This is a genomic window from Pseudomonas sp. MF6755 (assembly GCF_016405635.1).
GTDB classification, from domain to species: domain Bacteria; phylum Pseudomonadota; class Gammaproteobacteria; order Pseudomonadales; family Pseudomonadaceae; genus Aquipseudomonas; species Aquipseudomonas haemolytica.
In genome coordinates, this window is record NZ_JAEKDA010000007.1 from 237,257 (window position 1) to 259,194 (window position 21,938).

The window sequence follows — 21,938 nt, forward strand, 5'->3', positions numbered from 1 at the left end:
GACGTCGCAAAGGTTTATTTCAAATTGCCGCTCAGAAACTGCTGCAGACGCTCGCTTTTCGGATTGCCCAGCACATCCTCTGGCGTGCCTTGCTCTTCCACCAGGCCCTGGTGCAAGAACAACACCTGGCTGGAGACCTTGCGCGCAAAGCTCATCTCGTGGGTCACCATGATCATGGTGCGGCCTTCCTCGGCCAGGCCCTGGATCACCTTCAACACCTCACCCACCAGTTCCGGGTCGAGGGCCGAGGTGGGCTCATCGAACAGCATCACCTCCGGCTCCATCGCCAGGGCGCGGGCGATGGCCACGCGTTGCTGCTGGCCGCCGGACAGGAACGCCGGGTATTGATCGGCTACACGCGTCGGCAGCCCGACTTTGTCCAGGTAGCGGCGGGCGCGGTCTTCGGCGTCTTTCCTGCTGCAACCCAGAACCCGGCGCGGGGCCATGGTGATGTTTTCCAGCACGCTCATATGGCTCCACAGGTTGAAGTGCTGGAACACCATCGCCAACCGTGTGCGCAAGCGTTGCAGCTCGGCGTCGTCGGCTACGCGCATGCCGTGGCGGTCACTGACCATGCGGATCGGTTGGCCATCCAGGGTCATGGCGCCATCGTCGGGGGTTTCCAGGAAGTTGATACAGCGCAGGAAGGTGCTCTTGCCGGAGCCGCTGGCGCCGATCAGGCTGATCACATCACCGGTCTTGGCCTTGAGCGACACGCCCTTGAGCACTTCATTGTCGCCATAGCTTTTATGCAGGCCTTCAACGGTCAGTTTGTACATGGGGCGTGCATCCTCAAGGCGAAAGTAGATAGCCGCTGCGGTAGGCCTGTGAGCCGGCGACATGGCTGATCACCATTCCGGCAGTGGCCATGCGGCGCAGCGAACGGGCGTAAAGCAGGCCGGCGTGCCGACAGTGCACGGGCGTTACGCGGTCGGTAATGGGGTCGATGATTTCGGCGATCAATTGCCCGGCCTCCAGGTATTCACCCGGCAGGGCGCTGAACACCAGCAAGCCGCCCACTGGCGTGGTCACCGGCTCCACGCCCGCCAGCGGGGTGGCCGGGTAGGCCAGGGCGGGCAGGGGCGCCACGTCGCCGGTGATAGCGCCGAAGTGGGTCAGGTAATCGAGGATGGCCTGGCAGTCCAGCGCAGCGAGGCCATGGTTCACATCGCCCTGGCCGCGCAGTTCGACGGTCACCGAAAAGCTGCCCATGGGGATCGGGAAACGCTCGCCGAAACGTTGTTGCAACTGCCACCACACTAGCGTGAAACACTCATCAAAGGACTGCCCGCCGGAATCAGTGGCCAGCAGGTTAGCCTCCGAGCCGAGATAACGCGCCAACGGTTCTACCTGCGGCCAGGCCTCGGGCGTGGTGTACAGGTGGGCCACGGCTTCGAAGTCGCAATGCAGGTCCAGCACCATGTCGGCATCACAGGCCAGGCGTTGCAGCACCAGGCGTTGGGATTGCAACTGGGTCTGGGCGGTCTGCGCGGCCAGGGCGCTGGACAGTGCGGTGCGGATCACGCGGGCATTGTGCTGGGGATCATCGCCCAGCAGGTCTTCGACCTGGTTACCGACGTCTTCGCTGAGGTCGACAAACAGGCGGTTGAAGTTCTGTCCGCTTTCCAGCTCATAACGGCCCAGGGGAATATCCATGAGCACTTGTTCCAGGCCCACCGGGTTGGCGACAGGCACCAGCACGATTTCGCTGCGCAAGCGCCCGGCCGCCGCCAGCTCTGCCAGGCGCACCTTGAGGTGCCAGGCCACCAGCATGCCCGGCAGTTCATCGGCATGCAGTGAAGACTGGATGTAGATTTTGCCGCCGACCTGTTCCGGGCCGAAGTGAAAACTATGGATCTGCCGCGCCGTGCCTGGCACCGGCGCGATCAGGTCATGTTGCTGATGTCGCATGAAAGCTCCTTAGTGGCTCGGCCCGAGGAAGGCCAGCCAGCGGCGCTCCGCCAAGCGAAACAGGCCAACCAGGGCAAAGGTCACCGCCAGGTAGATCAGCGCGGCGATGCCGAATGATTGAAAGGTCATGAAGGTGGCGGAGTTGGCATCCCGGGCCACCTTGAGGATGTCCGGGATCGTTGCGGTAAACGCCACCGTGGTCGAGTGCAGCATCAGGATCACTTCGTTGCTGTAGTAGGGCAACGAGCGGCGCAGCGCCGACGGCATGATCACGTAGGTGTAAAGTTTCCAGCCGCTGAGGCCGTAAGCCTTGGCCGCCTCGACTTCGCCGTGCGCCATGCTGCGGATTGCCCCGGCGAAAATCTCCGTGGTGTAGGCGCAGGTGTTGAGGGCGAAGGCGAGGATGGTGCAATTCATCGCGTCGCGAAAAAACGCATCCAGCAGCGGTTGTTCGCGCACCGCAGCGAGGCTGTAGATGCCGGTGTAGCAGATCAGCAACTGGATATAGAGCGGCGTGCCGCGAAACAGGTAGGTGTAGAACTGCACGGGCCAACGCACCAGGCGCTTGCGCGAGACGCGGGCGATCGACAGCGGGATCGAGACGAGAAAGCCGATGACGAGCGCGGCGCTGAGCAACCACATCGTCATGGCCAGGCCGGTGATGTGCTGGCCGTCGCTATAAAGGAACGGGCGCCAGTATTCCTGCAGAAGCTCGATCATCGCACTGCCTCCCGGGAGCCTGCAGAGTAGCGACGTTCAAGCCGGCGCAAGACAACGTTGGAAGCGCTGGTGATCAACAGGTAGATCAGCGCCGCGAGTACCAGGAAATAGAACAGTTGATAGGTGCTCTTGCCCGCATCCTGGGCGGCTTTTACCAGGTCCGCCAGGCCGATGATCGACACCAGCGCGGTGGCCTTGAGCATCACCATCCAGTTATTACCGATGCCCGGCAGGGCAAAGCGCATCATCTGCGGGAAAGTCACGTAGCGAAACCGCTGCCCGCGCTTGAGCCCGTAGGCGGTAGCGGCTTCCAGTTGGCCGCGTGGCACAGCGAGGATCGCGCCGCGAAACGTTTCGGTGAAATAGGCGCCGTAGATAAACCCCAGGGTGATCACCCCGGCACTGAAGGGGTCGATCTCGAGGTATTCCCACTCCATAAAGTCGGTCAGGCCAGTGAGCCAGGTTTGCAGGCTGTAGAAAATCAACAGCATCAGCACCAGGTCGGGCACCCCGCGAATCAACGTGGTGTAGAGCTGGGCGGGGATACGCAGGAACGGCAGGCTGGACAGTTTGGCACTGGCGCCGAGCAGGCCCAGCAAGACGCTGACGGCCAGGGACAGCACCGACAACTTGATGGTCATCCAGGTGCCTTGCAGCAACAGCGGACCGAAACCCTTCAAACTGAACGCGCTCAGCCCGAGGGTTTGCAACAGATCTTCGAACATAAATCAGGACCTATGGCGATAAAAAAGCGCCCCGCCGAGGCAGGGCGCCCCAGGCATTATTTGCCGCTGTACAGGTTCAGATCGCCAAAGTGTTTCTTCTGGATGGTGGCGTAGGTGCCATCATCGTGTAACGCTTTGATACCTTTATCCAAAAGGGCCTTGAGTTCAGTGTTACCTTTTTTGATACCGACGGCGGTTTTCGACGGCAGCAACGGGTCATCGATGGCTGCGCTGACTTCGTAGCCGGCACCGGCTGGCGACTTCAGGAAGCCCAATTCAGCTTGCAGCATGTCCTGCACGGAAGCGTCGAGGCGCCCGGAGGTCAGGTCAGCATAAACCTGGTCCTGGTTGGCGTAGGCCTTGGTGGTTACTCCGGCTTTATCCAGCACGGCCTTGGCGTAGGCTTCCTGGATGGTGCCTTGCTCGTAGCCCACGGACTTGCCCTTGAGGGATTCAGGTGTCGAGTACCCAGCACCTTTCTTGAACACCAGCGACGTAGGCCCGGAGAACAGTTCGCTGGAGAAGTCGATTGCCTTCTCGCGCACCGGGGTCACGGTCATGGACGAAATTACGCCGTCGAACTTGTTGGCTTTAAGGCCCGGGATCATGCCGTCAAAGTCACTTTCGACCCACTTGCACTTGACCTTCAGCTCCGCGCAGATCGCATTGCCCAAGTCGATATCGAAGCCCACCAGGCTGCCGTCGGCGGCTTTGGATTCGAACGGTGCGTAGGAAGGGTCGACACCAAAACGCAATTCCTTGTATTCCTTGGCGGTAGCAACACCAGCAGCCATGCACAGAGCCAGTGCAGAAAGGGTCAGCAATGCTTTTTTCATTAGGTATTCCCTGAAAACCAAGATAAGCGCTTGTGGCGCGTTTAGGATTGTTACTGAACGGTGTCAGACGGATCACAAGTAGCAATTTCTGCACCATAGTTCCGGATGAGCTTTTTAAAAGGTGGGATAAGGCACGCCTGAGTGTAGGAGATGCCCGAAAATGGGCATTGAATTTCCAGTGCGCCATTTTAGTTCGGGCTCAGATCCAAATGTGGGAGGGGGCTTGCTCCCGATAGCGGTATGCCAGTCAATGAATGGAGTGACTGTCACACCGCCATCGGGAGCAAGCCCCCTCCCACAAAGGTCCAGCGTCAAGCCAATAAATCCTGCAAAGTAGTAAGACTGTCAGCCTCATCCACCGCCTTATCCTGCCGCCAGCGCAACATCCGCGGAAACCGCACTGCAATCCCGCTCTTATGTCGCTTGGACAGGGCAATACCCTCGAAGCCCAGCTCAAATACCATGCTCGGCGTCACGCTGCTGACCGGGCCGAACTTCTCCACTGTAGTTTTGCGCACGATGGCATCGACCTTGCGCATTTCCTCGTCGGTCAGCCCGGAATACGCCTTGGCAAACGGTACCAATGTGCGCTCGCTGCCCGGCGGGCCATCCCACACCGCGAAGGTGTAGTCGCTGTAGAGGCTGGCGCGCCGGCCATGGCCGCGTTGGGCATAGATCAACACGGCGTCGATGCTGAAGGGGTCGACTTTCCACTTCCACCACAGGCCCATGTCCTTGGTGCGGCCCACGCCGTAGAGGCCGTTGCGATCTTTGAGCATCATGCCTTCTACGCCTAGGCTGCGAGAGGCTTCGCGCTGCGTGGCCAGCGCTGCCCAAGTCCGCCCCTCGAGCAACGGCGAGGGCAACAATACCGGTTGGTTGCACGCGGCAATCACCTGTTCCAATTGCGTGCGCCGCTCGGCCTGGATGTGGTTGCGCCAGTCCTCGCCCTGATACTCCAGCAGGTCATAGGCAAGTACCGCGACCGGCGCATCCTCCAAGACTTTTTTACTCAGGGTCTTGCGGCCGATCCGCTGTTGCAGCAGTGCGAAAGGTTGCACCGAGTCTTTCCACACCACAATTTCGCCATCGATCACCGTCCCGTCGGGCAGGCCACTCACCAGGCTGTGGAGTTCGGGGAACCGCTCAGTCACCAACTCTTCGCCTCGGGACCAGATCCACAGGCGCCCCTCACGCTTGACCAGTTGCGCACGAATGCCATCCCACTTCCATTCCACCTGCCAATCGGCGGGCGAACCGAGCAGGGTGTCGAACTGCTCCACGGGTTGCGCCATCCCATGGGCGAGAAAAAACGGATACGGCTGCCCGCCACGTTGCGCATGTTCGTCGGATGATTCGGCGGCGATCAGCTTGAGGTAGCCCTCGGCTGTCGGGCGATTCGACAAGTCGGTGTAGCCCACCAGCCGTTGTGCCACGCGCTTGCTATCCAGATCGGCCATGGCGGCGAGGGCGCGGGTGACCAGCAGTTTGGACACACCGACACGGAAGCTGCCGGTGATCAACTTGATGCACACCATCAGGCTCGGCTGATCCAGTTGCGCCCATAACGCTGGCAGTCGCTCGGCCAGGTCCACGGGAGAAAGCCCGCGAAGGGGCAGCAACTTTTCTTCCAGCCACACGGCCAGGCCGTCCTCGGAGCTGTAGGTGGATTCGGGCAGGAGCAGGGAAATCGTCTCGGCCAAGTCACCTACTGACTGGTAGCTTTCTTCGAACAGCCAGGGTTCGATGCTGGCCGCTTCGGTGGCCATGTCCCGCAGCAGGCGCGTCGGCACCAGTTGCCGCGGCCGCCCACCGGAGAGGAAGTACACCGCCCATGCAGCATCTTCCGGTGGCGCTTGCAGGAAGTAGGCCTGCAGGGCCGCGAGCTTGGCATTGCTGGAAGTGGTGGCGTCGAGGTTGGCGTACAGCTCGGCGAAGGCTTTCATGCCGTGGCCTCTTCTTCGTCATCCCCATATTCAGTGCTGAAGCCTTGGGCATCCAAGCCCTTTTCACGCAGGTGGCGTACCAGTACGCCGACTGAGCCGTGGGTAACCATCACCCGTTCGGCACCGGTTTGTTCGATTGCCCACAATAGCCCAGGCCAATCGGCGTGGTCTGAAAGCACAAAGCCGCGGTCCACGCCTCGCCGACGCCTTGTACCGCGCAGGCGCATCCAACCGCTGGCGAAGGCATCGCTGTAGTCGCCGAAGCGGCGCATCCAGGTGCTGCCACCGGCGGAGGGCGGGGCGATGATCAGCGCTTGGCGTAGTAGTGGGTCAGTCTTCTTGAAGTCGCCGGCATACAGCGTCTCGGGAATGTAGATGCCGGCTTCACGGTAGACCCGGTTCAACGGCTCGACGGCGCCGTGGCTGAGAATCGGGCCGATGCTGGCGTCGAGGCCATGGAGAATGCGCTGGGCCTTGCCGAAGGAATAACAGAACAGCACGCTGGCCTTGCCGTTGGCGATATTGGCCTGCCACCAGTCGTTGATCCCGGCAAAGATCTGCGCCTGGGGCTGCCAGCGGTAGATCGGCAGGCCGAAAGTGGATTCGGTGATAAAGGTATGGCAACGCACGGGTTCAAACGGCGCACAGGTGCCATCGGGTTCAACCTTGTAGTCGCCGGACGCCACCCAGACTTCACCTTGATATTCCAGGCGCACCTGGGCCGAACCAAGCACATGCCCGGCCGGATGAAAACTCAAGGTCACACCGTGATGCACCAGGCGTTCACCGTAAGCCAGGGTTTGCAGGTTGATGTCCTGGCCCAGGCGCCAGCGCAGGATGCCTTCGCCGGGGGCGGCGGCCAGGTAGTGTTGATTGCCGGTGCGGGCATGGTCGCCGTGGGCGTGGGTGATCACGGCGCGCTCTACCGGGCGCCAGGGGTCGATGTAGAAATCACCGGCAGGGCAATAGAGGCCTTCGGGCCGGGCGATGACAAGGTCCATGGGGTTGCCGTGGGCGATGGGCTTATCAGTTAGGAGGCGAAGGCGGCGCGAGAAGTTCTATCTGATATACATGGGGCCAAATGTGGGAGGGAGCAAGCCCTCTCCCACATTTGGATTCGGTTTCTTCTGGGAAACCGGGTTATTTACCGGGCGTCAGGGTCAACCTGGCCTTCCCATACACCTTCTCAAAGTTCTGCGGCTGCATCGGGAAGCTCAGGTATTGCGCCTTGAGCTGCGGGTCGATGCCGTTGGCATAGTTCGGGTTGGCCGGGTTGCCGGATTGGCCAATGCCGCCCTGGCCCAGCATCGGTTCGGCCAGGCCGAAGTCGATGATCATGCGCAGCGCCGGCACCTGGGTCGTGTTGAAATCCTGGCCCCAGCTGTATGGCGCAGGGTTCAGGGTGTTGTGGTCGCCACCGCTGGCAAACGGGCCGCGGATGACCTGGCCATTAGTGTTTTTCCATGTGCTGCTGTGCAGCTTGCCCCACTGCCAGGCCTTGTGATCAGCGCCCAATTGGCTGTCGCCGGTGCTGATGGCGGCGGCGAGGGAACGGGCGAGGATCGCGGGCTTGTCTTCTTTCTGCGGTGTGCGCGTGTCATCCCAGAACGGGCTGTCTTCACGGCCCAGCAAGTGATCGGCGATGGCCGAGTAGGACAGGCTGGCGTTGCCGACGAAGGCTTTCCAGCTGGCGCTGTTTTCCGGGCCGAGTTTGTCGAGGAAGATCTGCCGGGCGCTTTCCTGCAGGAACAGCTCGTAGACCGCCGCGTCAGCCGAGGTTGGCGCAAGGCGACCATCGAAGGCCAGCAGGCGGTCCAGTGCTTCGCGGGCCTTGGTGCGCTCCGCTGCCGGTAGGGCATCGATGGCCTGCTTGAGCGGCTGCGCCATGCCGGGTGCCTGGAACATGCTCTTGAGCTTGGCGGCGAAGGTGGTGGTCTGGTCGTACTGCATGGCGATCAGGCTGCGGCTGTCGTGCTTGCCGGCGCTGGCCAATTGCGCCAGGCGTTCGCTGCGCTCCGGTGCATCCCAGGAGTTGGACAACTGCATGCCGTAGCCACGCGGCGCAGTACGCTGGTTGGCAGTGCCGATCCAGCCTTGGGCCGGGTCCTGGTCGTAGGGATGCAGCATCGCGTCGGCGTAGCCGTCCCAGTCAAAGCGCGTATCCCAGCCCGGCGATGGCAACAGGCCTTCGCCTTCACGGCGGTTGGGGAAGCGGCCGGTGACTTGCCAGCCGATGTTGCTGGCGTCGGCGAAGATCATGTTCAACGCGATGGCGCGAATCTCGCGGGTGGCGTCCGACGCCTTGCCGGCGTTTTGCGCGCGGGACAGGTCGAAGAACGCATCCAGGCTCTTGTCGTCCTTGAAGTCGGCGGTTTGCAGGGCCAGGCCAAGACCGCTGGTAAGCGCCTGGCTGCTGTTGAGCAGCGCGCCGTGACGGGTTTCGTACACCACTTCGCGAATCGAGCGTTGGCCCTTGATGAAGAAGGTTTCGTTACGTACGCCGGCTGGCAGCCATTTGCCGTTGTTCTCGTAGTACAACGCGCTGCCCTGGCGCTTGACCTTCTCCAGGAACAGGTCCTGGGTATCGCCCTTGACCGCGCTCATGCTCCACGCGACCTTGCCGTTGAAGCCGGACAGCAGGGTTGGCAAGCCGGCAATCGAAGCACCGACAGCCTGGTATTTCGGTGCACGAATCTGCACGTAGCTCCACGGCGTCGGCGCTTGTGGCTGGGCGGCGATATCATTGGCCAGCAGGCTCTTGCCGCTGCGGCTGCGTTGCGGTCCGATGGCCCAGTTGCTCGAGGTAGTGACCGCCAGCGCATTGAGGCTGCGCAATTGCTGGCTCACCGCGTCCAGCCCGGCGAGGCCGGTGATCTGACCCAGGCTCACGCCCTTGAGCTTGTCGGCTTCGGCCTGTGGGATAGCTTCGTCCGGCGCGCTTGGGGTGAGCCAGGCGAGCTTGTCGACGCCGACTTTTTGCGCCAGCACCAGGGACGCAATTTCCTCCTGCAGGTTGCTCGACTGGCTGAAATTCAGCAGGCAGAACAGCAGCGCCGAATCTTCCGGCTTCCAGTACTCGGGCTTGTAGCCGCTCTGGGCCAGATCCGACGGCAGTTTGTCGCGATAGCGGAACAGGTAGGCATTGACGCCCCGGGCATACACCTCAAAGAAGCGTTTAAGGCGCGGCGACGAGGCGTTATACAGCTCGCCGGCGCTTTTCTTGAGGTTGACCGCGCGCATGAAGCGGTCGACATCCAGCACTTGCGGCCCGGACATTTCCGCCAGGCGGCCCTGGGCCAACAGGCGCAAGGTGAGCATCTGGGTGATGCGGTCACTGGCGTGCACATAACCGAGGCTGAACAGCGAGTCGTGGAAGGTGTTGCTTTCGATCAGCGGCATGCCCTGGGCATTGCGGCGCACCGATACATTTTGCGCGAGGCCCTTGATCGGCTGCACGCCAGCAACGGGCGGCACGGTGTCCTGGGTGTTCTGGAGCTGGCAACCGGCCAGGCTCAAGGCACTGGCCACTGCCGCGGCAACGCCGAACCGGGGAAGAAAATGTAAGAGGGCTGGCGAGGCCATGGCAAAGCTCCTGCGGGGGGTAGCGTCAGTAAAGGCGCTACGTTAGTGAGCGCGACGAAACGACGCAAGCGGGAGTTTTAGGTTAAACGTCAGATCTTGAGTCGGGCAGAGATCCATGTGGGAGCGGGCTTGCTCGCGAAGGCGTTCCGTCAGTTGATACATACGCTGACTGATACACCGCATTCGCGAGCAAGCCCGCTCCCACATTTGATCGGATGTGACTCAAGATCACGGCTTGGGCGGATTCACTTTCTGCACCAGTTCATAGGCCCGGACGGTCGCCGGCCGCTCTTTGATGCTGTTGAACCAGCGCTGCACATGTGGGAAATCTTCCAGGCGCTGGCTCTGCCACTTGTGGGAAACAATCCATGGGTAGATCGCCATATCGGCGATGCTGTAGTCCGCACCGGCGACAAACGGGCGATCCGCCAAGCGACGGTCCAGCACCCCATACAAGCGGGCGGTTTCATCCACATAGCGCTTGATGGCGTAGGGGATTTTCTCCGGTGCGAACTGGCTGAAATGGTGATTCTGCCCAGCCATCGGCCCCAAGCCGCCCATTTGCCAGAATAGCCATTGCAGTGCTTCCTGGCGCCCGCGCAGGTCTTGGGGAAGGAACTGGCCGGTTTTTTCCGCGAGGTACAGCAGGATGGCGCCGGATTCAAACAGGGAAATCGGCGCCCCGCCGTCGGTGGGGCTCTGATCGACGATGGCCGGAATGCGATTGTTGGGAGCTATTTTCAGGAAGTCCGGCTTGAACTGGTCGCCCTGGCCGATGTTGATCGGGTGCACCTTATAGGGCAGCCCGGCTTCTTCGAGGAACAGCGATACCTTGTGACCGTTGGGGGTGGTCCAGTAATACAGGTCGATCATGAAGCTCTCCAGATGAGCGAATGCCTACGGGTATAGGTGATGATCGACGGGCAATAATTCAATGAAATATTTACGTCTAAGGTTAGAAGCGGCTTGCACAGGTCTGAAAGCAAAGAAGCCCCGACATGTGGGAGCAAGCTTGCTTCCACATGTCGGGGCTTCAGTGGCGCGAACCGAGGCTGGTGAATTACGCCCCGTGGCACTTCTTGAATTTCTTCTCGCTGCCGCACGGGCAAGGATCATTGCGACCCACATCCTTCAAGGCGTTGCGCACCGGCTCCTGGTGAGCATGGCCGCAGTTCGGGCCGTGGACATGGCCGTGGTCGTGATCATGGTGATCGTGATCGTGATCGTGGTTGCAGTCAGGACCATGGACATGGGGTTGCTGAGTCATCGATGTTGCTCCGGAATAAAATCGCCGGGGATTATCTCGCCATTGTGCGCGACCTGCACGTCATTACCGATGAATAATCCGGTTTTCAATTCGCCTTCCAAACGGTAAGGCACAGGCTGATCGGGATTTTTCAGCATCTGCACAACGTCACGTACTTGCGGCCAGAGGTTGGTACGTACCGAAACCCGGAAAAATTTATGACTGCGCGGCGGTACGGTCAGCCATTCGTCGGACTCGCCCTCGGTCAGCAGCAGGTTGCCCAGGCTGATCTTGTAGACCAGGCCGCGTACCGTCAGGTCGGCGTCGTCGCGGTTGTCCACGCGAAAATAGAGTTTGAATTTCTGCTCCAGCAACTTCGCCCGCACCACCTCGACCTTCACCAGGGAAACGTGGGGTGGAGGAGAGTCGTCCTCGAACCACGACGCGCAGCCGGTCAGGCCGAAGGTTAACGCCAGCATCAAGCTGTAGATCCGAAGCATGGCGTTATCCCTGTCAGGTAATTAGAGGTAGCTGGAGCAACACTTCTTGAATTTCTGCCCACTGCCACACAAACATACATCATTACGCCCGGCCTTCACCTCCACCGTCGGGTCGATGAAGTACCAGCGCCCCTCATTCTGTACGAAAGACGATTGTTCACGGTGGCTGTGTTCACCGCTGCTGTCATGCCAGCGCGCGGTGAAAGTGACGAAGGCGTGTTCCGGCTGCCCGCCGAACACCTCGGAGCTTTCAACCTCAAGGCCCAGCCAGGTGCTCTGGGCACTCCAGGCGGCGATGGCGTCGCGGTCCAGGCCGGCCTGTTGCGCGGGCAGGGTAGTGGACACCAGGTAATCGACCAGGCCCAGCACATAGGCGCTGTAGCGCGAGCGCATCAACGCGCTGGCGCAGGGGGCCGGGTGGCCGGCGTGATAGCGGCCGCAGCAGGCATCCAGCAGATTGCCGCTGCCGCATGGGCAAATGGATGTACTCATTGGGTTACCACCAATACTTTCCGAAATTCTCCGGGTTGGCCCAGAAGCGGGCGTTGAGCCAGTCCGGCACCTGTTTATAGTCAAGCAGATCATAGGTAAACAGCGTCAGAAACTGCTTGTCGCGTTGGAAGCGCTCGCCGGCCTGCAGGGCCAGGGAGAAAAAATCGGTTTCCTTCCAGCCGCACGCGTTCAGGTCGACCAGCACGGCGATGCGGCTGGCATTGAGGTTACGAATGCCGCCCAGCAAGGTCAGGCCTTGCGGTTTTGACAGGTGCTCCAGGCAGTCGACCACCAGCGCCAGGTCAAAACGCTGCGCCGCCAATTCTTCCGGCAACGGCCCTGGCGCGGCACAGAAAACATCGGTGTCCGGGTGTGCTTCTCTAAAGGCATCCAGCGCCGGGAATTGGCTGGCGCCCAATAACAGCAGGCGTTTTGGCCCTTGAAGGTCAAGCAGGGCCGCCAGTGCTTGCTGGGGCGTACGGGAAGAAATTCCGGCGGTCATTACACATCCTCACATAAGGACCGTAGAGACTAGCGCGGCTGAGCCTGCTGGCCTAGAGCGGGCGGCGGCTAAATGTCCGGCATTGCCAGCGATCCTCGGGTAAACCTTGCCCTTCTGAAGTTTTTTGATCCTTCACTGGCAAATCGCCTGTAGAAGTCGTTACTGTGCGACCAAAGAAAAATTCGAAAACACTCAGGAGCCCCATGATGCGTAAGGTTTTTCTGTTGGCCCTGTTGGTCAGCCCCGTTGCCCTGGCCCAAAGCGTCAGTGTCGAAACCAATTCGTTGATGCGCCTGCCCAGCAGCACCAGTGTGTTGCAACTGGAGCGCCTGGACGTTGCGGACTACGGCACGTTGCTGATCCCGTCCACCATCAGCCAAGTCACGGTGGAGGAGCTGCACCTGGGCCGTGACGCACGCATCGCCATTGTCCCCGGCAATACGGCGCTGCAAATGCAAGTGCGCCAGGCGCAGTTGGAGCACGGTAGCCAGATCACCTCCCGCGGCGCCCCAGGTACTCATGAAAAAGCGGCCAAGGCCGGGCGTGACCTGACCTTGCGGATCAATACCCTCATCGCTGAAGAATTGTCGGTGGATGCCCGTGGCGGTGCCGGTGCCCAAGGTTATGCGGGCCTGGATGGCGCCCATGGCGAAGACCCGGGTTGCACCTGGGGTTCGGCTGGGCGAGGTGCCAACGGTGATAATGGCGGTGATGGGCTGCCGGGCGCTTCGGGGGCGAGTATACGGCTGGAGCTGCCGCAAGACTTTCCGGGTGACAAGATCAAGGTCTGGGTCGACGGTGGCGCTGGCGGCTTGGCCGGTATAGCGGGCAAACCCGGCAAGGGTGGGCAGTCGAAGGGTTGCCTGGTGTACCGCGCCGATGGCGGCGACAAGGGCCGGCCTGGGCTGGAAGGGCAGCCGGGGCCGGCAGGGCCTGCGGGTTCTGTGACCATTCAGCGGCTCTGAAGAGGCGCAGCTTCAAGGCACAAGCTGCAAGCTGCAAGCTGCAAGTTAAAGGCTTGCAGCTTGCAGCTGTGCTTAGAACATCGGCCGAGCCGAAGCAATCGCCACCACTACCAACCCCACGATCAAGTTAATCCCCACCAACCTGCGGATCTGCCCCAGCGCAGCCGCGCCGGCCGGCCAATCCTCAGCCGCCACTGCGGTGCGCAACTCCGGGAATTTCAACGCCTGGATGCGGATAAACAGCGCCGTCATCACCAGGTACAACCCCATCATCACCTGCACATAACGCGGTGCGGTCTCAAAACCGCTGAAGCGCAATTGCAGCAGGCCAATGCCACTGATCGGCAAAACCACTACCGCCACCCACACCCATATGAAAAAACGTTGAAACACATTTGCCCACAGCTTGAGCCGGGCAGGGCCCTCAAGGGCCGCCATGGCGGCGGGGCGCAGGATCATCCAGGCGAAAAACATACCGCCGACCCAGATCAGGGCGGCCAGTACATGCAGGGTGTAAGCGAGGCTAAACGCGGTCATTGTGGTACTCCGTTCTGCGCGGGATTAATTAGCGGGGTATGATAGCGGCCGATCCGAACCACTGAAAATTTATCCAGCGTTTTTTGCGCCCGACTATCCATGATCAGCACTGAACTCAAAACCACGATCCAGGGCGCCTATTCGCGTTTTCTCGAAGCCAAGAGCTTGAAACCGCGCTACGGCCAACGCCTGATGATCGCCGAAGTGGCGAAAGTCCTCGGGGATATCGACACCGACGACGAAGGTCGCCGCGAAGGCGAGCCCGCGGTCGTGGCCGTCGAGGCCGGCACCGGTACCGGCAAGACGGTGGCCTACAGCCTGGCCGCGATCCCCACCGCCAAGGCCGCGGGCAAGCGCCTGGTGATCGCCACCGCCACTGTCGCCCTGCAAGAGCAAATCGTCTACAAAGACCTGCCCGACCTGATGCGTAACAGCGGCTTGAGCTTTACCTTCGCCCTGGCCAAGGGCCGTGGCCGCTACATGTGCCTGTCCAAGCTCGACGTGCTGCTGCAGGAAGGCCATGCGCAAACCGCCACCGCCTCGCTGTTCGAAGAAGAGGGCTTCAAGATCGAGGTCGATGAGGCCAGCCAGAAGCTGTTTACCAGCATGATCGAGAAGTTGGCCGGCAATAAGTGGGATGGCGACCGCGACAGTTGGCCCACCGCCCTGGAAGATTCCGACTGGGCGCGCCTGACCACCGACCACAGCCAATGCACCAACCGTCACTGCCCCAACTTCGGCCAGTGCGCCTTCTATAAGGCCCGCGAGGGCATGGGCAAGGTGGATGTAATCGTTACCAACCACGACATGGTGTTGGCCGACCTGGCCCTGGGCGGCGGCGCGGTGTTGCCCGACCCGCGTGACACCCTGTACGTATTCGACGAAGGCCACCACTTGCCGGACAAGGCCATTGGGCACTTTGCCCATTACACGCGCCTGCGTTCCACGGCCGACTGGCTGGAAACCACCGCCAAGAACCTCACCAAGTTGCTGGCCCAGCATCCATTGCCCGGCGACCTGGGCAAGCTGATCGAGCAGGTGCCGGAACTGGCGCGCGAGATCAAGACCCAGCAGCAGTTCATGTTCAGCGCCTGCGAACAGGTCGCAGACTTCAAGCCCGGTGAAGACGTCGAGGGCCGCGAGCGCCCGCGTCACCGGTTTGTCGGTGGGATGATCCCCGAGCACATGCGCGAAATGGGTATCGAGCTGAAGAAGGGCTTTTCGCGGCTGACCGACCTGTTCACCCGCCTGACCGACTTGCTCAAGGAAGGCATGGACGGCGAGGTCAACATCGGCATCGCCAGCAACCAGGCCGAAGAGTGGTACCCGCTGTTTGGCAGCCTGTTGTCCCGCTCCCAGGGTAACTGGGAGCTGTGGACTGCCTTCACCGTCGAAGACCCGGAAGACAACCCGCCCATGGCCCGTTGGCTGACCCTGTCGGAGAGCGGGGCACTGTTTGATATCGAGGTCAACGCCAGCCCGATCCTTGCTGCCGAAATGCTGCGCCGCAACCTGTGGAATGTGGCCTATGGTTGCCTGGTGACCTCGGCTACGCTGACCGCCCTGGGCACTTTTGATCGTTTCCGCATGCGCGCCGGCCTGCCGAAAAAGGCCGTCACCGCCGTGGTGCCGAGCCCGTTCCATCACGCCGATGCGGGTGTACTGCGGGTGCCTGACCTCAAGGCCGACCCACGGGACGCGCCGGCGCACACGGCGGCGATCATTCGCGACCTGCCATCGTTGGTGGAAGGTTCCCGTGGCACCCTGGTGCTGTTCTCGTCGCGCAAACAGATGCAGGACGTGTTCGATGGCCTCGACCGTGACTGGCGCAAGCAGGTGTTTATCCAGGGCAACCTGTCCAAGCAGGAAACCCTGAACAAGCACAAGGCGCGGGTCGACGGTGGTGATTCCAGCGTGTTGTTCGGCCTGGCCAGCTTTGCCGAGGGCGTGGACTTGCCCGGTGCCTACTGTGAGCACGTGGTGATCGCCAAGATCCCGTTCTCGGTGCCCGATGACCCGGTCGAGGCCGCACTGGCCGAATGGATCGAAGCCCGGGGCGGTAACCCGTTCATGGAAATCTCGGTGCCGGATGCTTCACTGAAGCTGGTACAGGCCTGCGGGCGGTTGCTGCGTACGGAAGAAGACCGGGGCACCATCACCTTGCTCGACCGTCGCCTGGTCACCCAGCGCTATGGCAAGGCTATCCTCAATGCTTTGCCGCCGTTCAGGCGCGAAATTTCTTAAGCCACTGTGGGCAATTTCGCCCACTTCGTGGTCTATCTCATCGATGTCATCAGGCCATTCACCGGCCGTCTGGGAGAACCTTGTTCGTATGATTCGCACGCTGCCCGCCCTTTTTGCCTTGCTGTTCGCAGCGCCGTTGATGGCCGCGCCTGCCGGGCAACAAACGCTGTTCAACTTCGTCCGGCCTGCCGATGTGGTCAAGGTGGCGACCCAGGACGCCAGCCTGCCGCAATACAACGCCGAACAAACGCCCGAAGGCAAGGTACTGCGCCGTATCACCTTCAACCCGGCAGCCGAGCCGAGCCTGGTACTCAGCCCGCAAACCGGCGCATGGGACTGGTCGCAATCAAGCGCTGTGAGCCTGCGTATCCAGAGCGCGATGAACTGGGCGCTGACGCTCTACGTCAAGGTGCAGAGTGCTGACGGCAAGACCCTGGTCAGCCGCGTTGACCTGCCGGCCGGCCCGGCGCAGACCCTGTTGGTGCCACTGCAAGCCAACTCGCCATTGAGCCAGGGCATGAAGGCCGGCCCGCCGATGCCGATAACCGTTGACGGCCAGCGGGTGTTGCTGGCTGCCAGCGCCGGGGAAATCGACCGCAGCCAGGTCGTCTCGGTGACCCTGTCGATGATCAAGCCCAATGCCGCCCAAAGTATCCTGCTGGAGCGCTTCGGCGTGCAGGACAGCGAGCCGGTGTTGAAGGCCGCCTACAGCGAGTTGGTCGACGCCTATGGTCAGTCCACTCGCACGCGTTGGCCGGAAAAGATCAGCAGCGATGACCAACTCAAGGCGTCGGCCGCCAAGGAACAGCAGCAGCTCAAGACCTGGCTGGCCGAGCGAAATAAATCCTCCCTGGACCAATACGGCGGCTGGAACAAAGGTCCGGCATTCGACGCCAGCGGCTTTTTCCGCACCGAGAAACGTGACGGCCGCTGGTACCTGGTGACGCCGGAAGGTCATCCGTTCTACTCCCTAGGTGTCAACACCGTGGCGCCGGACAATAGCCAGACCTATGTGGCGGGGCGTGAGTGGATGTTCGCGGCGCTGCCCAAGGCCGGTGAACCCTTTGACAAGTATTACGGCAGTGGCGACAACCGTACCGGCAACGGTGCCGGCGAAGGTCGCGGTTTTGGGGCTGGGCGTTGGTACGATTTCTACGCTGCCAACCTGCAACGAGCCTACGGCACCGAAGGTTTTGACCAGAAGCGCTGGGTCACCCATACCCTCGATCGCTTGCAAGGCTGGGGTTTCAATACCGTAGGCAACTGGAGCGATGAGGACCTGGCCACTGCCGACCGCGTGCCGTACACCTTGCCGCTGTCGATTGTGGGTGACTACGCCAGCATCAGCACCGGCACCGACTGGTGGGGCGGCATGCCTGACCCGTTCGACCCACGCTTTGCCATGGCCACCGAACGCGCCGTGGCCATCGCCGCGCGCGATCACCGCGATGACCCGTGGTTGATCGGCTTCTTTGCCGACAACGAATTGGCCTGGGCCGGTCCCGGAGACGATCCGAAATCTCGCTACGCCTTGGCCTACGGCACTTTGCGCATGACCACCGACGTTCCGGCCAAGCGCGCCTTTCTCAAGCAATTGCGCGACAAGTACCGTAATGAGGAGGGGTTGTCCAAAGCCTGGGGCATTCACCTGGCAGGCTGGGAGCTGATGGAAGATCCGGGCTTCGAGCCGCCGATGCCCAGCCCCGAGCATCCGGAAATCGAAGCTGACTTCAAGTATTTCCAGAAGACCTTTGCCGATACCTACTTCAAGACCATCTCTGACTCGCTGAAGTGGCACGCGCCCAACCAACTGTTGCTGGGCGGCCGTTTTGCGGTGAGCACCCCGGAAGCCGTGGCATCGTGCGCGCAGTATTGCGATGTGTTGAGCTTCAACATGTACACCCTCAAACCCCAGGACGGCTATGACTTCGCCACCCTGCGTGCGTTGGACAAACCGGTGCTGATCACCGAGTTCAACGTTGGCTCTGCCGACCGTGGCCCGTTCTGGGGGGGCGTGACGCAATTGGCCCGTGAAGAAGACCGTGCCGCGGCGTACAGCACTTTCCTGACGCAGGCGATGGCTGAGCCGTCGATTGTCGGCGTGCACTGGTTCCAGTACCTGGACCAGCCAGTGACCGGGCGTCTGCTGGATGGCGAAAATGGCCACTTCGGTCTTGTTGGCATCACCGACGTGCCGTTCCAGGGCTTCGTCGACAGCGTACGTAAAAGCAACCTTGCAGCAGTCGATCAATTGGGCAGGGCGGCCGAAAAGGCCAAGGCGGTCGGCGCCGTGAGAGAGAACGAAGGGGGTAGATCAGCCCAGGCAGGCAAGGGCGCGGGGCAGGGCACCGGGCAGGCCGGTGGGCACTCTGGGAATGGGCATTGATTCATCGTTGACGGGTTCACAAAACCTACAATGACTGGAACAATGTCGGCTACTTCTTACAGTGTTTTCAAAGGCGGCTTAGGTGCAGATTCAGGGTCATTACGAGCTCCAGTTCGAAGCAGTACGCGAAGCCTTCGCCGCGTTGTTCGATGACCCTCAGGAGCGTGGTGCCGGGCTGTGCATCCAGATCGGTGGGCAAACCGTCGTCGACCTGTGGGCCGGTACCGCCGACAAGGACGGGGCCGAAGCCTGGCACAGCGACACCATCGTCAACCTGTTCTCCTGCACCAAGACCTTCACGGCAGTCACCGCCCTGCAACTGGTGGCCGAAGGCAAGCTCAAGCTCGATGCGCCTGTTGCCGATTACTGGCCGGAATTTGCGGCTGCCGGCAAGGAAGCGATCACGCTACGCCAGTTGCTCTGCCACCAGGCCGGGCTGCCCGCCATCCGCGAAATGCTGCCCGTCGAGGCCCTGTACGACTGGCAATTGATGGTCGATACCCTGGCGGCCGAGGCCCCGTGGTGGACACCGGGCGAAGGCCATGGCTACGAGGCAATCACCTACGGTTGGCTGGTCGGCGAATTGCTGCGCCGTGCCGATGGGCGCGAGCCGGGTGAGTCCATCGTCGCGCGGGTGGCGCGACCATTGGGGCTGGACTTTCACGTTGGCCTGGCAGATGAAGAGTTTTATCGTGTTGCCCATATAGCTCGCAGTAAAGGCAACATGGGGGATGAGGCCGCGCAACGGTTACTTCAAGTAATGATGCGCGAACCTGCGGCGATGACCACACGTGCATTTGCCAATCCACCGTCTATTCTGACCAGCACTAATAAGCCCGAATGGCGACGCATGCAGCAGCCCGCGGCTAATGGTCACGGTAATGCCCGCAGCCTGGCCGGGTTTTATAGCGGTTTGTTGGACGGTAGTTTGCTGGAAAGCGACATGCTCGAACAATTGACCCGTGAACACAGTATCGGACCGGATAAAACCTTATTGACCCAAACCCGCTTCGGCCTGGGCTGCATGTTGGATCAACCGCAGTTGCCCAACGCTACGTTCGGCCTCGGGCCACGTGCATTTGGGCATCCTGGTGCAGGGGGCTCAGTCGGTTTTGCCGACCCGGAACATGATGTCGCATTCGGTTTTGTCACTAATACCCTGGGGCCCTACGTACTTATGGACCCGCGTGCGCAGAAGTTGGTCGGAATATTGGCCGGTTGTCTATAAACCCCTTGCTGTTTCACAATTTTTTGTTACAAAGGCAAGTATAAGAAAGATGCTGAACGACATGTTGTAACTTGAATGTTCTTTAAGCGTCTGTTTAACGGGTCACGAGACCCCCTGGTTTTTTCTCATTTTGTGGATATCTCATGTTATCGAACAAGTCCTTGGCACTGGCGCTGTGCCTCACTATTACAGGTTGTGCACAAACTCCACAAAATGATGCCGAAGGTGGGCATTGGTGGTCATTTGGATCGGACAAGACTGCGACCAAGGACGCAGTGACCCAAACCGACGCCAAGCCCGATGCCAAGCCGGCTGCGGGTGCCAAGCCAGTTGAACCTGTCGCAGCAGCTGCTGCGCCGGCTGCCAAGGCTGACACCGGTTACAGCTGGTGGCCGTTCTCCACCAAGAGCGCCGAAGAAAAGGCCGCCGATGCCAAGGCTGACCTGAAAGCCGACCTCAAGGCGGCAACCCCGACGTCGGACGCGGCGCCTGTGGTCGCCAAGACCGACACCGAGCCTCACTGGTGGTGGCCGTTCGAAAGCAAGCCAAAGCCATTGTCCAAGGTCGACGTGACCAACGTGCCGATGCCTGACCCGAAAATCACCCAAGCCTGGCTGGACGACTACGAGCCACGCCTGCGTGCGGCCATCAAGGACAGCAACCTGCAATTGGAACGACGCGACAACGTGCTGGTGGTGATTGCCCCGGTAGACGGTTCCTACAACCCGAAGCGCCCGGCAATGTTGCTGCCGGTGACCCTGGGCCCGTTCACCCGTGTAGCCAAGGCAGTCGAGGCTGATCCAAAGACCGCCGTACTGGTCCTGGGCCACGTCGATGCCACTGGCAGCGCTCCCGCAAGCCAGGCGTTGAGCAAGGAACGTGCGCAGTCGATTGCCTCGATTTTCAGCCTCAGTGGGTTGAAGCAGGATCGCCTGATGCTGCGTGGCATGGGCGACCTTATGCCACGTGCTGCCAACGACAGCAATCAGGGCCGTGCGCTGAATCGTCGCATGGAAATCATGTTCACTCAGCGTACAACGATGTTGGCACTGCTGAGCAAGTACAACTCGGGCAAGACGCCACCTGTTGCTGAAATGGTTGCCGTGCAGAATGTTCCAGCCCCGGCACCGGCGGCAAAAGCGCCAGCCAAAAAGGCCCCGGCCAAGAAAGCTGCCGCCAAGCCAGCGGCTAAAAAGGTTGCGGCCAAACCGGCTGCGAAGAAACCCGCTGCGGCCAAAGCCAAGGCTGCTGCACCCGCTTCGAACGACCAGGCGAAAAACTGAGCCGTTGAACCACAAGGATAAAGCCGCATGACCCAGGCACTGGCCGATATGCGCCGTGACTACACACGGGACGGTTTGAGCGAGGCCCAGGCCCCGGACGAGCCGTTTGAGTTGTTCCATCAGTGGTTTGGCGACGCGGTGAAAACCGAACAGCCGCCGGTGGAGGCCAATGCCATGACCCTGGCGACGGTCGACCAGGACGGTCGCCCTCACTGCCGCATCCTGTTGCTCAAGGGCTTGGATGCACAGGGCTTTACCTTCTTCACCAACTATCAGAGCGCCAAGGGCGAACAACTCGCGGCGCGGCCGTTCGCGGCCATGACCTTCTTCTGGCCGACCCTGGAACGCCAGGTGCGCATTGAAGGGCGCGTGGTCAAGGTCACCCCTGAAGAGTCGGATGCTTATTACCAGGTGCGCCCTTTGGGCAGTCGCCTGGGCGCTTGGGCCTCCCCGCAGAGCAAGGTCATTCGTGACCGCGAAGAACTGCAGGAACTGCTCAAGGCCACTGAACAGCGTTTCAGCGATACCCAGCCAGATTGCCCCGAGCATTGGGGTGGGTACCGTTTGCTGCCCGAACGCATCGAGTTCTGGCAAGGTCGCGCGAGCCGCCTGCATGATCGCCTCAACTATCGTTTGCAAGGGGCTCAATGGTCCCGCGAGCGCCTGGCGCCCTGAGCGTCACCTTTGGTCATCCCACCTGAATCAACCCTATTGCGCTGAAGTCCCTGTTCAAGAGACTTCGGGCGCTTTCGGCTGTGCGACTACAATGATCAGGTAGGTTGTGGCATCGTTCGGCCCCCTGGCTTGGCTACCGTTCGTCGAGTTTTCTGGTGCT

20 protein-coding genes are annotated in these 21,938 nt (G+C 61.1%); 6 read left to right on the forward strand and 14 right to left on the reverse strand.

Annotated elements, in window-relative coordinates:
* Positions 1-14: 14 nt before the first annotated feature.
* The 13 genes from JFT66_RS11395 to JFT66_RS11455 all read right to left on the reverse strand — a co-directional run bounded on the left by JFT66_RS11395 (position 15) and on the right by JFT66_RS11455 (position 12,460).
* Positions 15-779 (reverse strand): ABC transporter ATP-binding protein, encoded by a 765-nt coding sequence (locus JFT66_RS11395; protein WP_034118480.1) that lies wholly within the window; start codon positions 777-779, stop codon positions 15-17.
* Between the two features lie 13 nt (positions 780-792).
* Positions 793-1,911, reverse strand: coding sequence for a succinylglutamate desuccinylase/aspartoacylase family protein (locus JFT66_RS11400; protein WP_034118481.1), 1,119 nt, complete (start codon positions 1,909-1,911; stop codon positions 793-795).
* A 9-nt stretch (positions 1,912-1,920) separates the two neighbouring features.
* Positions 1,921-2,631, reverse strand: a complete 711-nt coding sequence (locus tag JFT66_RS11405; protein WP_034118482.1) for an ABC transporter permease — start codon at positions 2,629-2,631, stop codon at positions 1,921-1,923.
* Positions 2,628-3,356, reverse strand: a complete 729-nt coding sequence (locus tag JFT66_RS11410) for an ABC transporter permease (protein ID WP_034118483.1) — start codon at positions 3,354-3,356, stop codon at positions 2,628-2,630. The genes JFT66_RS11405 and JFT66_RS11410 overlap by 4 nt, the downstream gene beginning before the upstream one ends.
* Before the next feature lie 56 nt (positions 3,357-3,412).
* The gene (locus JFT66_RS11415; RefSeq protein ID WP_033902768.1) at positions 3,413-4,192 is read right to left on the reverse strand and encodes a transporter substrate-binding domain-containing protein; all 780 of its coding nucleotides are present in this window, start codon (positions 4,190-4,192) and stop codon (positions 3,413-3,415) included.
* A 311-nt stretch (positions 4,193-4,503) separates the two neighbouring features.
* On the reverse strand, positions 4,504-6,138 hold the full coding sequence (locus JFT66_RS11420; protein ID WP_198859278.1) for an ATP-dependent DNA ligase: 1,635 nt from the start codon (positions 6,136-6,138) through the stop codon (positions 4,504-4,506).
* Positions 6,135-7,139, reverse strand: a complete 1,005-nt coding sequence (locus JFT66_RS11425) for a ligase-associated DNA damage response exonuclease (protein ID WP_153870371.1) — start codon at positions 7,137-7,139, stop codon at positions 6,135-6,137. Before JFT66_RS11425 ends, JFT66_RS11420 begins: the two co-directional genes overlap by 4 nt.
* Before the next feature lie 139 nt (positions 7,140-7,278).
* Positions 7,279-9,720, reverse strand: coding sequence for a penicillin acylase family protein (locus JFT66_RS11430; RefSeq protein ID WP_198859279.1), 2,442 nt, complete (start codon positions 9,718-9,720; stop codon positions 7,279-7,281).
* Between the two features lie 228 nt (positions 9,721-9,948).
* Positions 9,949-10,593, reverse strand: coding sequence for a glutathione S-transferase N-terminal domain-containing protein (locus tag JFT66_RS11435; RefSeq protein WP_034118487.1), 645 nt, complete (start codon positions 10,591-10,593; stop codon positions 9,949-9,951).
* A gap of 187 nt (positions 10,594-10,780) precedes the next feature.
* The gene (locus tag JFT66_RS11440; protein ID WP_034137262.1) at positions 10,781-10,987 is read right to left on the reverse strand and encodes an SEC-C metal-binding domain-containing protein; all 207 of its coding nucleotides are present in this window, start codon (positions 10,985-10,987) and stop codon (positions 10,781-10,783) included.
* On the reverse strand, positions 10,984-11,466 hold the full coding sequence (locus JFT66_RS11445) for an LEA type 2 family protein (RefSeq protein WP_153837631.1): 483 nt from the start codon (positions 11,464-11,466) through the stop codon (positions 10,984-10,986). Before JFT66_RS11445 ends, JFT66_RS11440 begins: the two co-directional genes overlap by 4 nt.
* Before the next feature lie 21 nt (positions 11,467-11,487).
* Positions 11,488-11,958 (reverse strand): YchJ family protein, encoded by a 471-nt coding sequence (locus JFT66_RS11450; RefSeq protein ID WP_034118489.1) that lies wholly within the window; start codon positions 11,956-11,958, stop codon positions 11,488-11,490.
* A gap of 4 nt (positions 11,959-11,962) precedes the next feature.
* A complete protein-coding gene (locus JFT66_RS11455) occupies positions 11,963-12,460 on the reverse strand; it encodes a DUF6231 family protein (RefSeq protein ID WP_034118490.1) in 498 nt (165 codons plus the stop codon).
* A gap of 206 nt (positions 12,461-12,666) precedes the next feature.
* Between JFT66_RS11455 and JFT66_RS11460 the strand changes: the two genes are divergently transcribed.
* Positions 12,667-13,425, forward strand: a complete 759-nt coding sequence (locus JFT66_RS11460; RefSeq protein ID WP_198859280.1) for a collagen-like protein — start codon at positions 12,667-12,669, stop codon at positions 13,423-13,425.
* Between the two features lie 72 nt (positions 13,426-13,497).
* Here JFT66_RS11460 and JFT66_RS11465 read toward each other — a convergent pair whose 3' ends face one another.
* Positions 13,498-13,962 carry a CopD family protein gene (locus JFT66_RS11465; protein WP_034118492.1) on the reverse strand — a complete coding sequence of 155 codons (465 nt, stop codon included), beginning with the start codon at positions 13,960-13,962 and terminating at the stop codon, positions 13,498-13,500.
* A 99-nt stretch (positions 13,963-14,061) separates the two neighbouring features.
* Between JFT66_RS11465 and dinG the strand changes: the two genes are divergently transcribed.
* From dinG to pdxH, 5 genes are all read left to right on the forward strand, one after another.
* Positions 14,062-16,206 carry an ATP-dependent DNA helicase DinG gene (gene dinG / locus JFT66_RS11470; protein ID WP_034118493.1) on the forward strand — a complete coding sequence of 715 codons (2,145 nt, stop codon included), beginning with the start codon at positions 14,062-14,064 and terminating at the stop codon, positions 16,204-16,206.
* A gap of 88 nt (positions 16,207-16,294) precedes the next feature.
* Positions 16,295-18,592: a beta-galactosidase gene (locus JFT66_RS11475; RefSeq protein WP_198859281.1), complete on the forward strand. Its 2,298-nt coding sequence runs from the start codon at positions 16,295-16,297 to the stop codon at positions 18,590-18,592.
* Positions 18,593-18,674: 82 nt separating this feature from the next.
* Positions 18,675-19,820 (forward strand): EstA family serine hydrolase, encoded by a 1,146-nt coding sequence (locus JFT66_RS11480; protein ID WP_034118495.1) that lies wholly within the window; start codon positions 18,675-18,677, stop codon positions 19,818-19,820.
* A 143-nt stretch (positions 19,821-19,963) separates the two neighbouring features.
* Positions 19,964-21,103, forward strand: coding sequence for an OmpA family protein (locus JFT66_RS11485; protein WP_198859282.1), 1,140 nt, complete (start codon positions 19,964-19,966; stop codon positions 21,101-21,103).
* Between the two features lie 27 nt (positions 21,104-21,130).
* The gene (pdxH, locus tag JFT66_RS11490) at positions 21,131-21,778 is read left to right on the forward strand and encodes a pyridoxamine 5'-phosphate oxidase (RefSeq protein ID WP_198859283.1); all 648 of its coding nucleotides are present in this window, start codon (positions 21,131-21,133) and stop codon (positions 21,776-21,778) included.
* Positions 21,779-21,938: the final 160 nt, after the last annotated feature.

Excerpts from the sequence above, each read along its gene's own strand:
- JFT66_RS11395 (WP_034118480.1), bottom strand. The coding sequence starts at position 779 with ATGTACAAACTGACCGTTGAAGGCCTGCATAAAAGCTATGGCGACAAT.
- JFT66_RS11400 (WP_034118481.1), bottom strand. The coding sequence starts at position 1,911 with ATGCGACATCAGCAACATGACCTGATCGCGCCGGTGCCAGGCACGGCG.
- JFT66_RS11405 (WP_034118482.1), bottom strand. The coding sequence starts at position 2,631 with ATGATCGAGCTTCTGCAGGAATACTGGCGCCCGTTCCTTTATAGCGAC.
- JFT66_RS11410 (WP_034118483.1), bottom strand. The coding sequence starts at position 3,356 with ATGTTCGAAGATCTGTTGCAAACCCTCGGGCTGAGCGCGTTCAGTTTG.
- JFT66_RS11415 (WP_033902768.1), bottom strand. The coding sequence starts at position 4,192 with ATGAAAAAAGCATTGCTGACCCTTTCTGCACTGGCTCTGTGCATGGCT.
- JFT66_RS11420 (WP_198859278.1), bottom strand. The coding sequence starts at position 6,138 with ATGAAAGCCTTCGCCGAGCTGTACGCCAACCTCGACGCCACCACTTCC.
- JFT66_RS11425 (WP_153870371.1), bottom strand. The coding sequence starts at position 7,139 with ATGGACCTTGTCATCGCCCGGCCCGAAGGCCTCTATTGCCCTGCCGGT.
- JFT66_RS11430 (WP_198859279.1), bottom strand. The coding sequence starts at position 9,720 with ATGGCCTCGCCAGCCCTCTTACATTTTCTTCCCCGGTTCGGCGTTGCC.
- JFT66_RS11435 (WP_034118487.1), bottom strand. The coding sequence starts at position 10,593 with ATGATCGACCTGTATTACTGGACCACCCCCAACGGTCACAAGGTATCG.
- JFT66_RS11440 (WP_034137262.1), bottom strand. The coding sequence starts at position 10,987 with ATGACTCAGCAACCCCATGTCCATGGTCCTGACTGCAACCACGATCAC.
- JFT66_RS11445 (WP_153837631.1), bottom strand. The coding sequence starts at position 11,466 with ATGCTTCGGATCTACAGCTTGATGCTGGCGTTAACCTTCGGCCTGACC.
- JFT66_RS11450 (WP_034118489.1), bottom strand. The coding sequence starts at position 11,958 with ATGAGTACATCCATTTGCCCATGCGGCAGCGGCAATCTGCTGGATGCC.
- JFT66_RS11455 (WP_034118490.1), bottom strand. The coding sequence starts at position 12,460 with ATGACCGCCGGAATTTCTTCCCGTACGCCCCAGCAAGCACTGGCGGCC.
- JFT66_RS11460 (WP_198859280.1), top strand. The coding sequence starts at position 12,667 with ATGCGTAAGGTTTTTCTGTTGGCCCTGTTGGTCAGCCCCGTTGCCCTG.
- JFT66_RS11465 (WP_034118492.1), bottom strand. The coding sequence starts at position 13,962 with ATGACCGCGTTTAGCCTCGCTTACACCCTGCATGTACTGGCCGCCCTG.
- dinG (WP_034118493.1), top strand. The coding sequence starts at position 14,062 with ATGATCAGCACTGAACTCAAAACCACGATCCAGGGCGCCTATTCGCGT.
- JFT66_RS11475 (WP_198859281.1), top strand. The coding sequence starts at position 16,295 with ATGATTCGCACGCTGCCCGCCCTTTTTGCCTTGCTGTTCGCAGCGCCG.
- JFT66_RS11485 (WP_198859282.1), top strand. The coding sequence starts at position 19,964 with ATGTTATCGAACAAGTCCTTGGCACTGGCGCTGTGCCTCACTATTACA.
- pdxH (WP_198859283.1), top strand. The coding sequence starts at position 21,131 with ATGACCCAGGCACTGGCCGATATGCGCCGTGACTACACACGGGACGGT.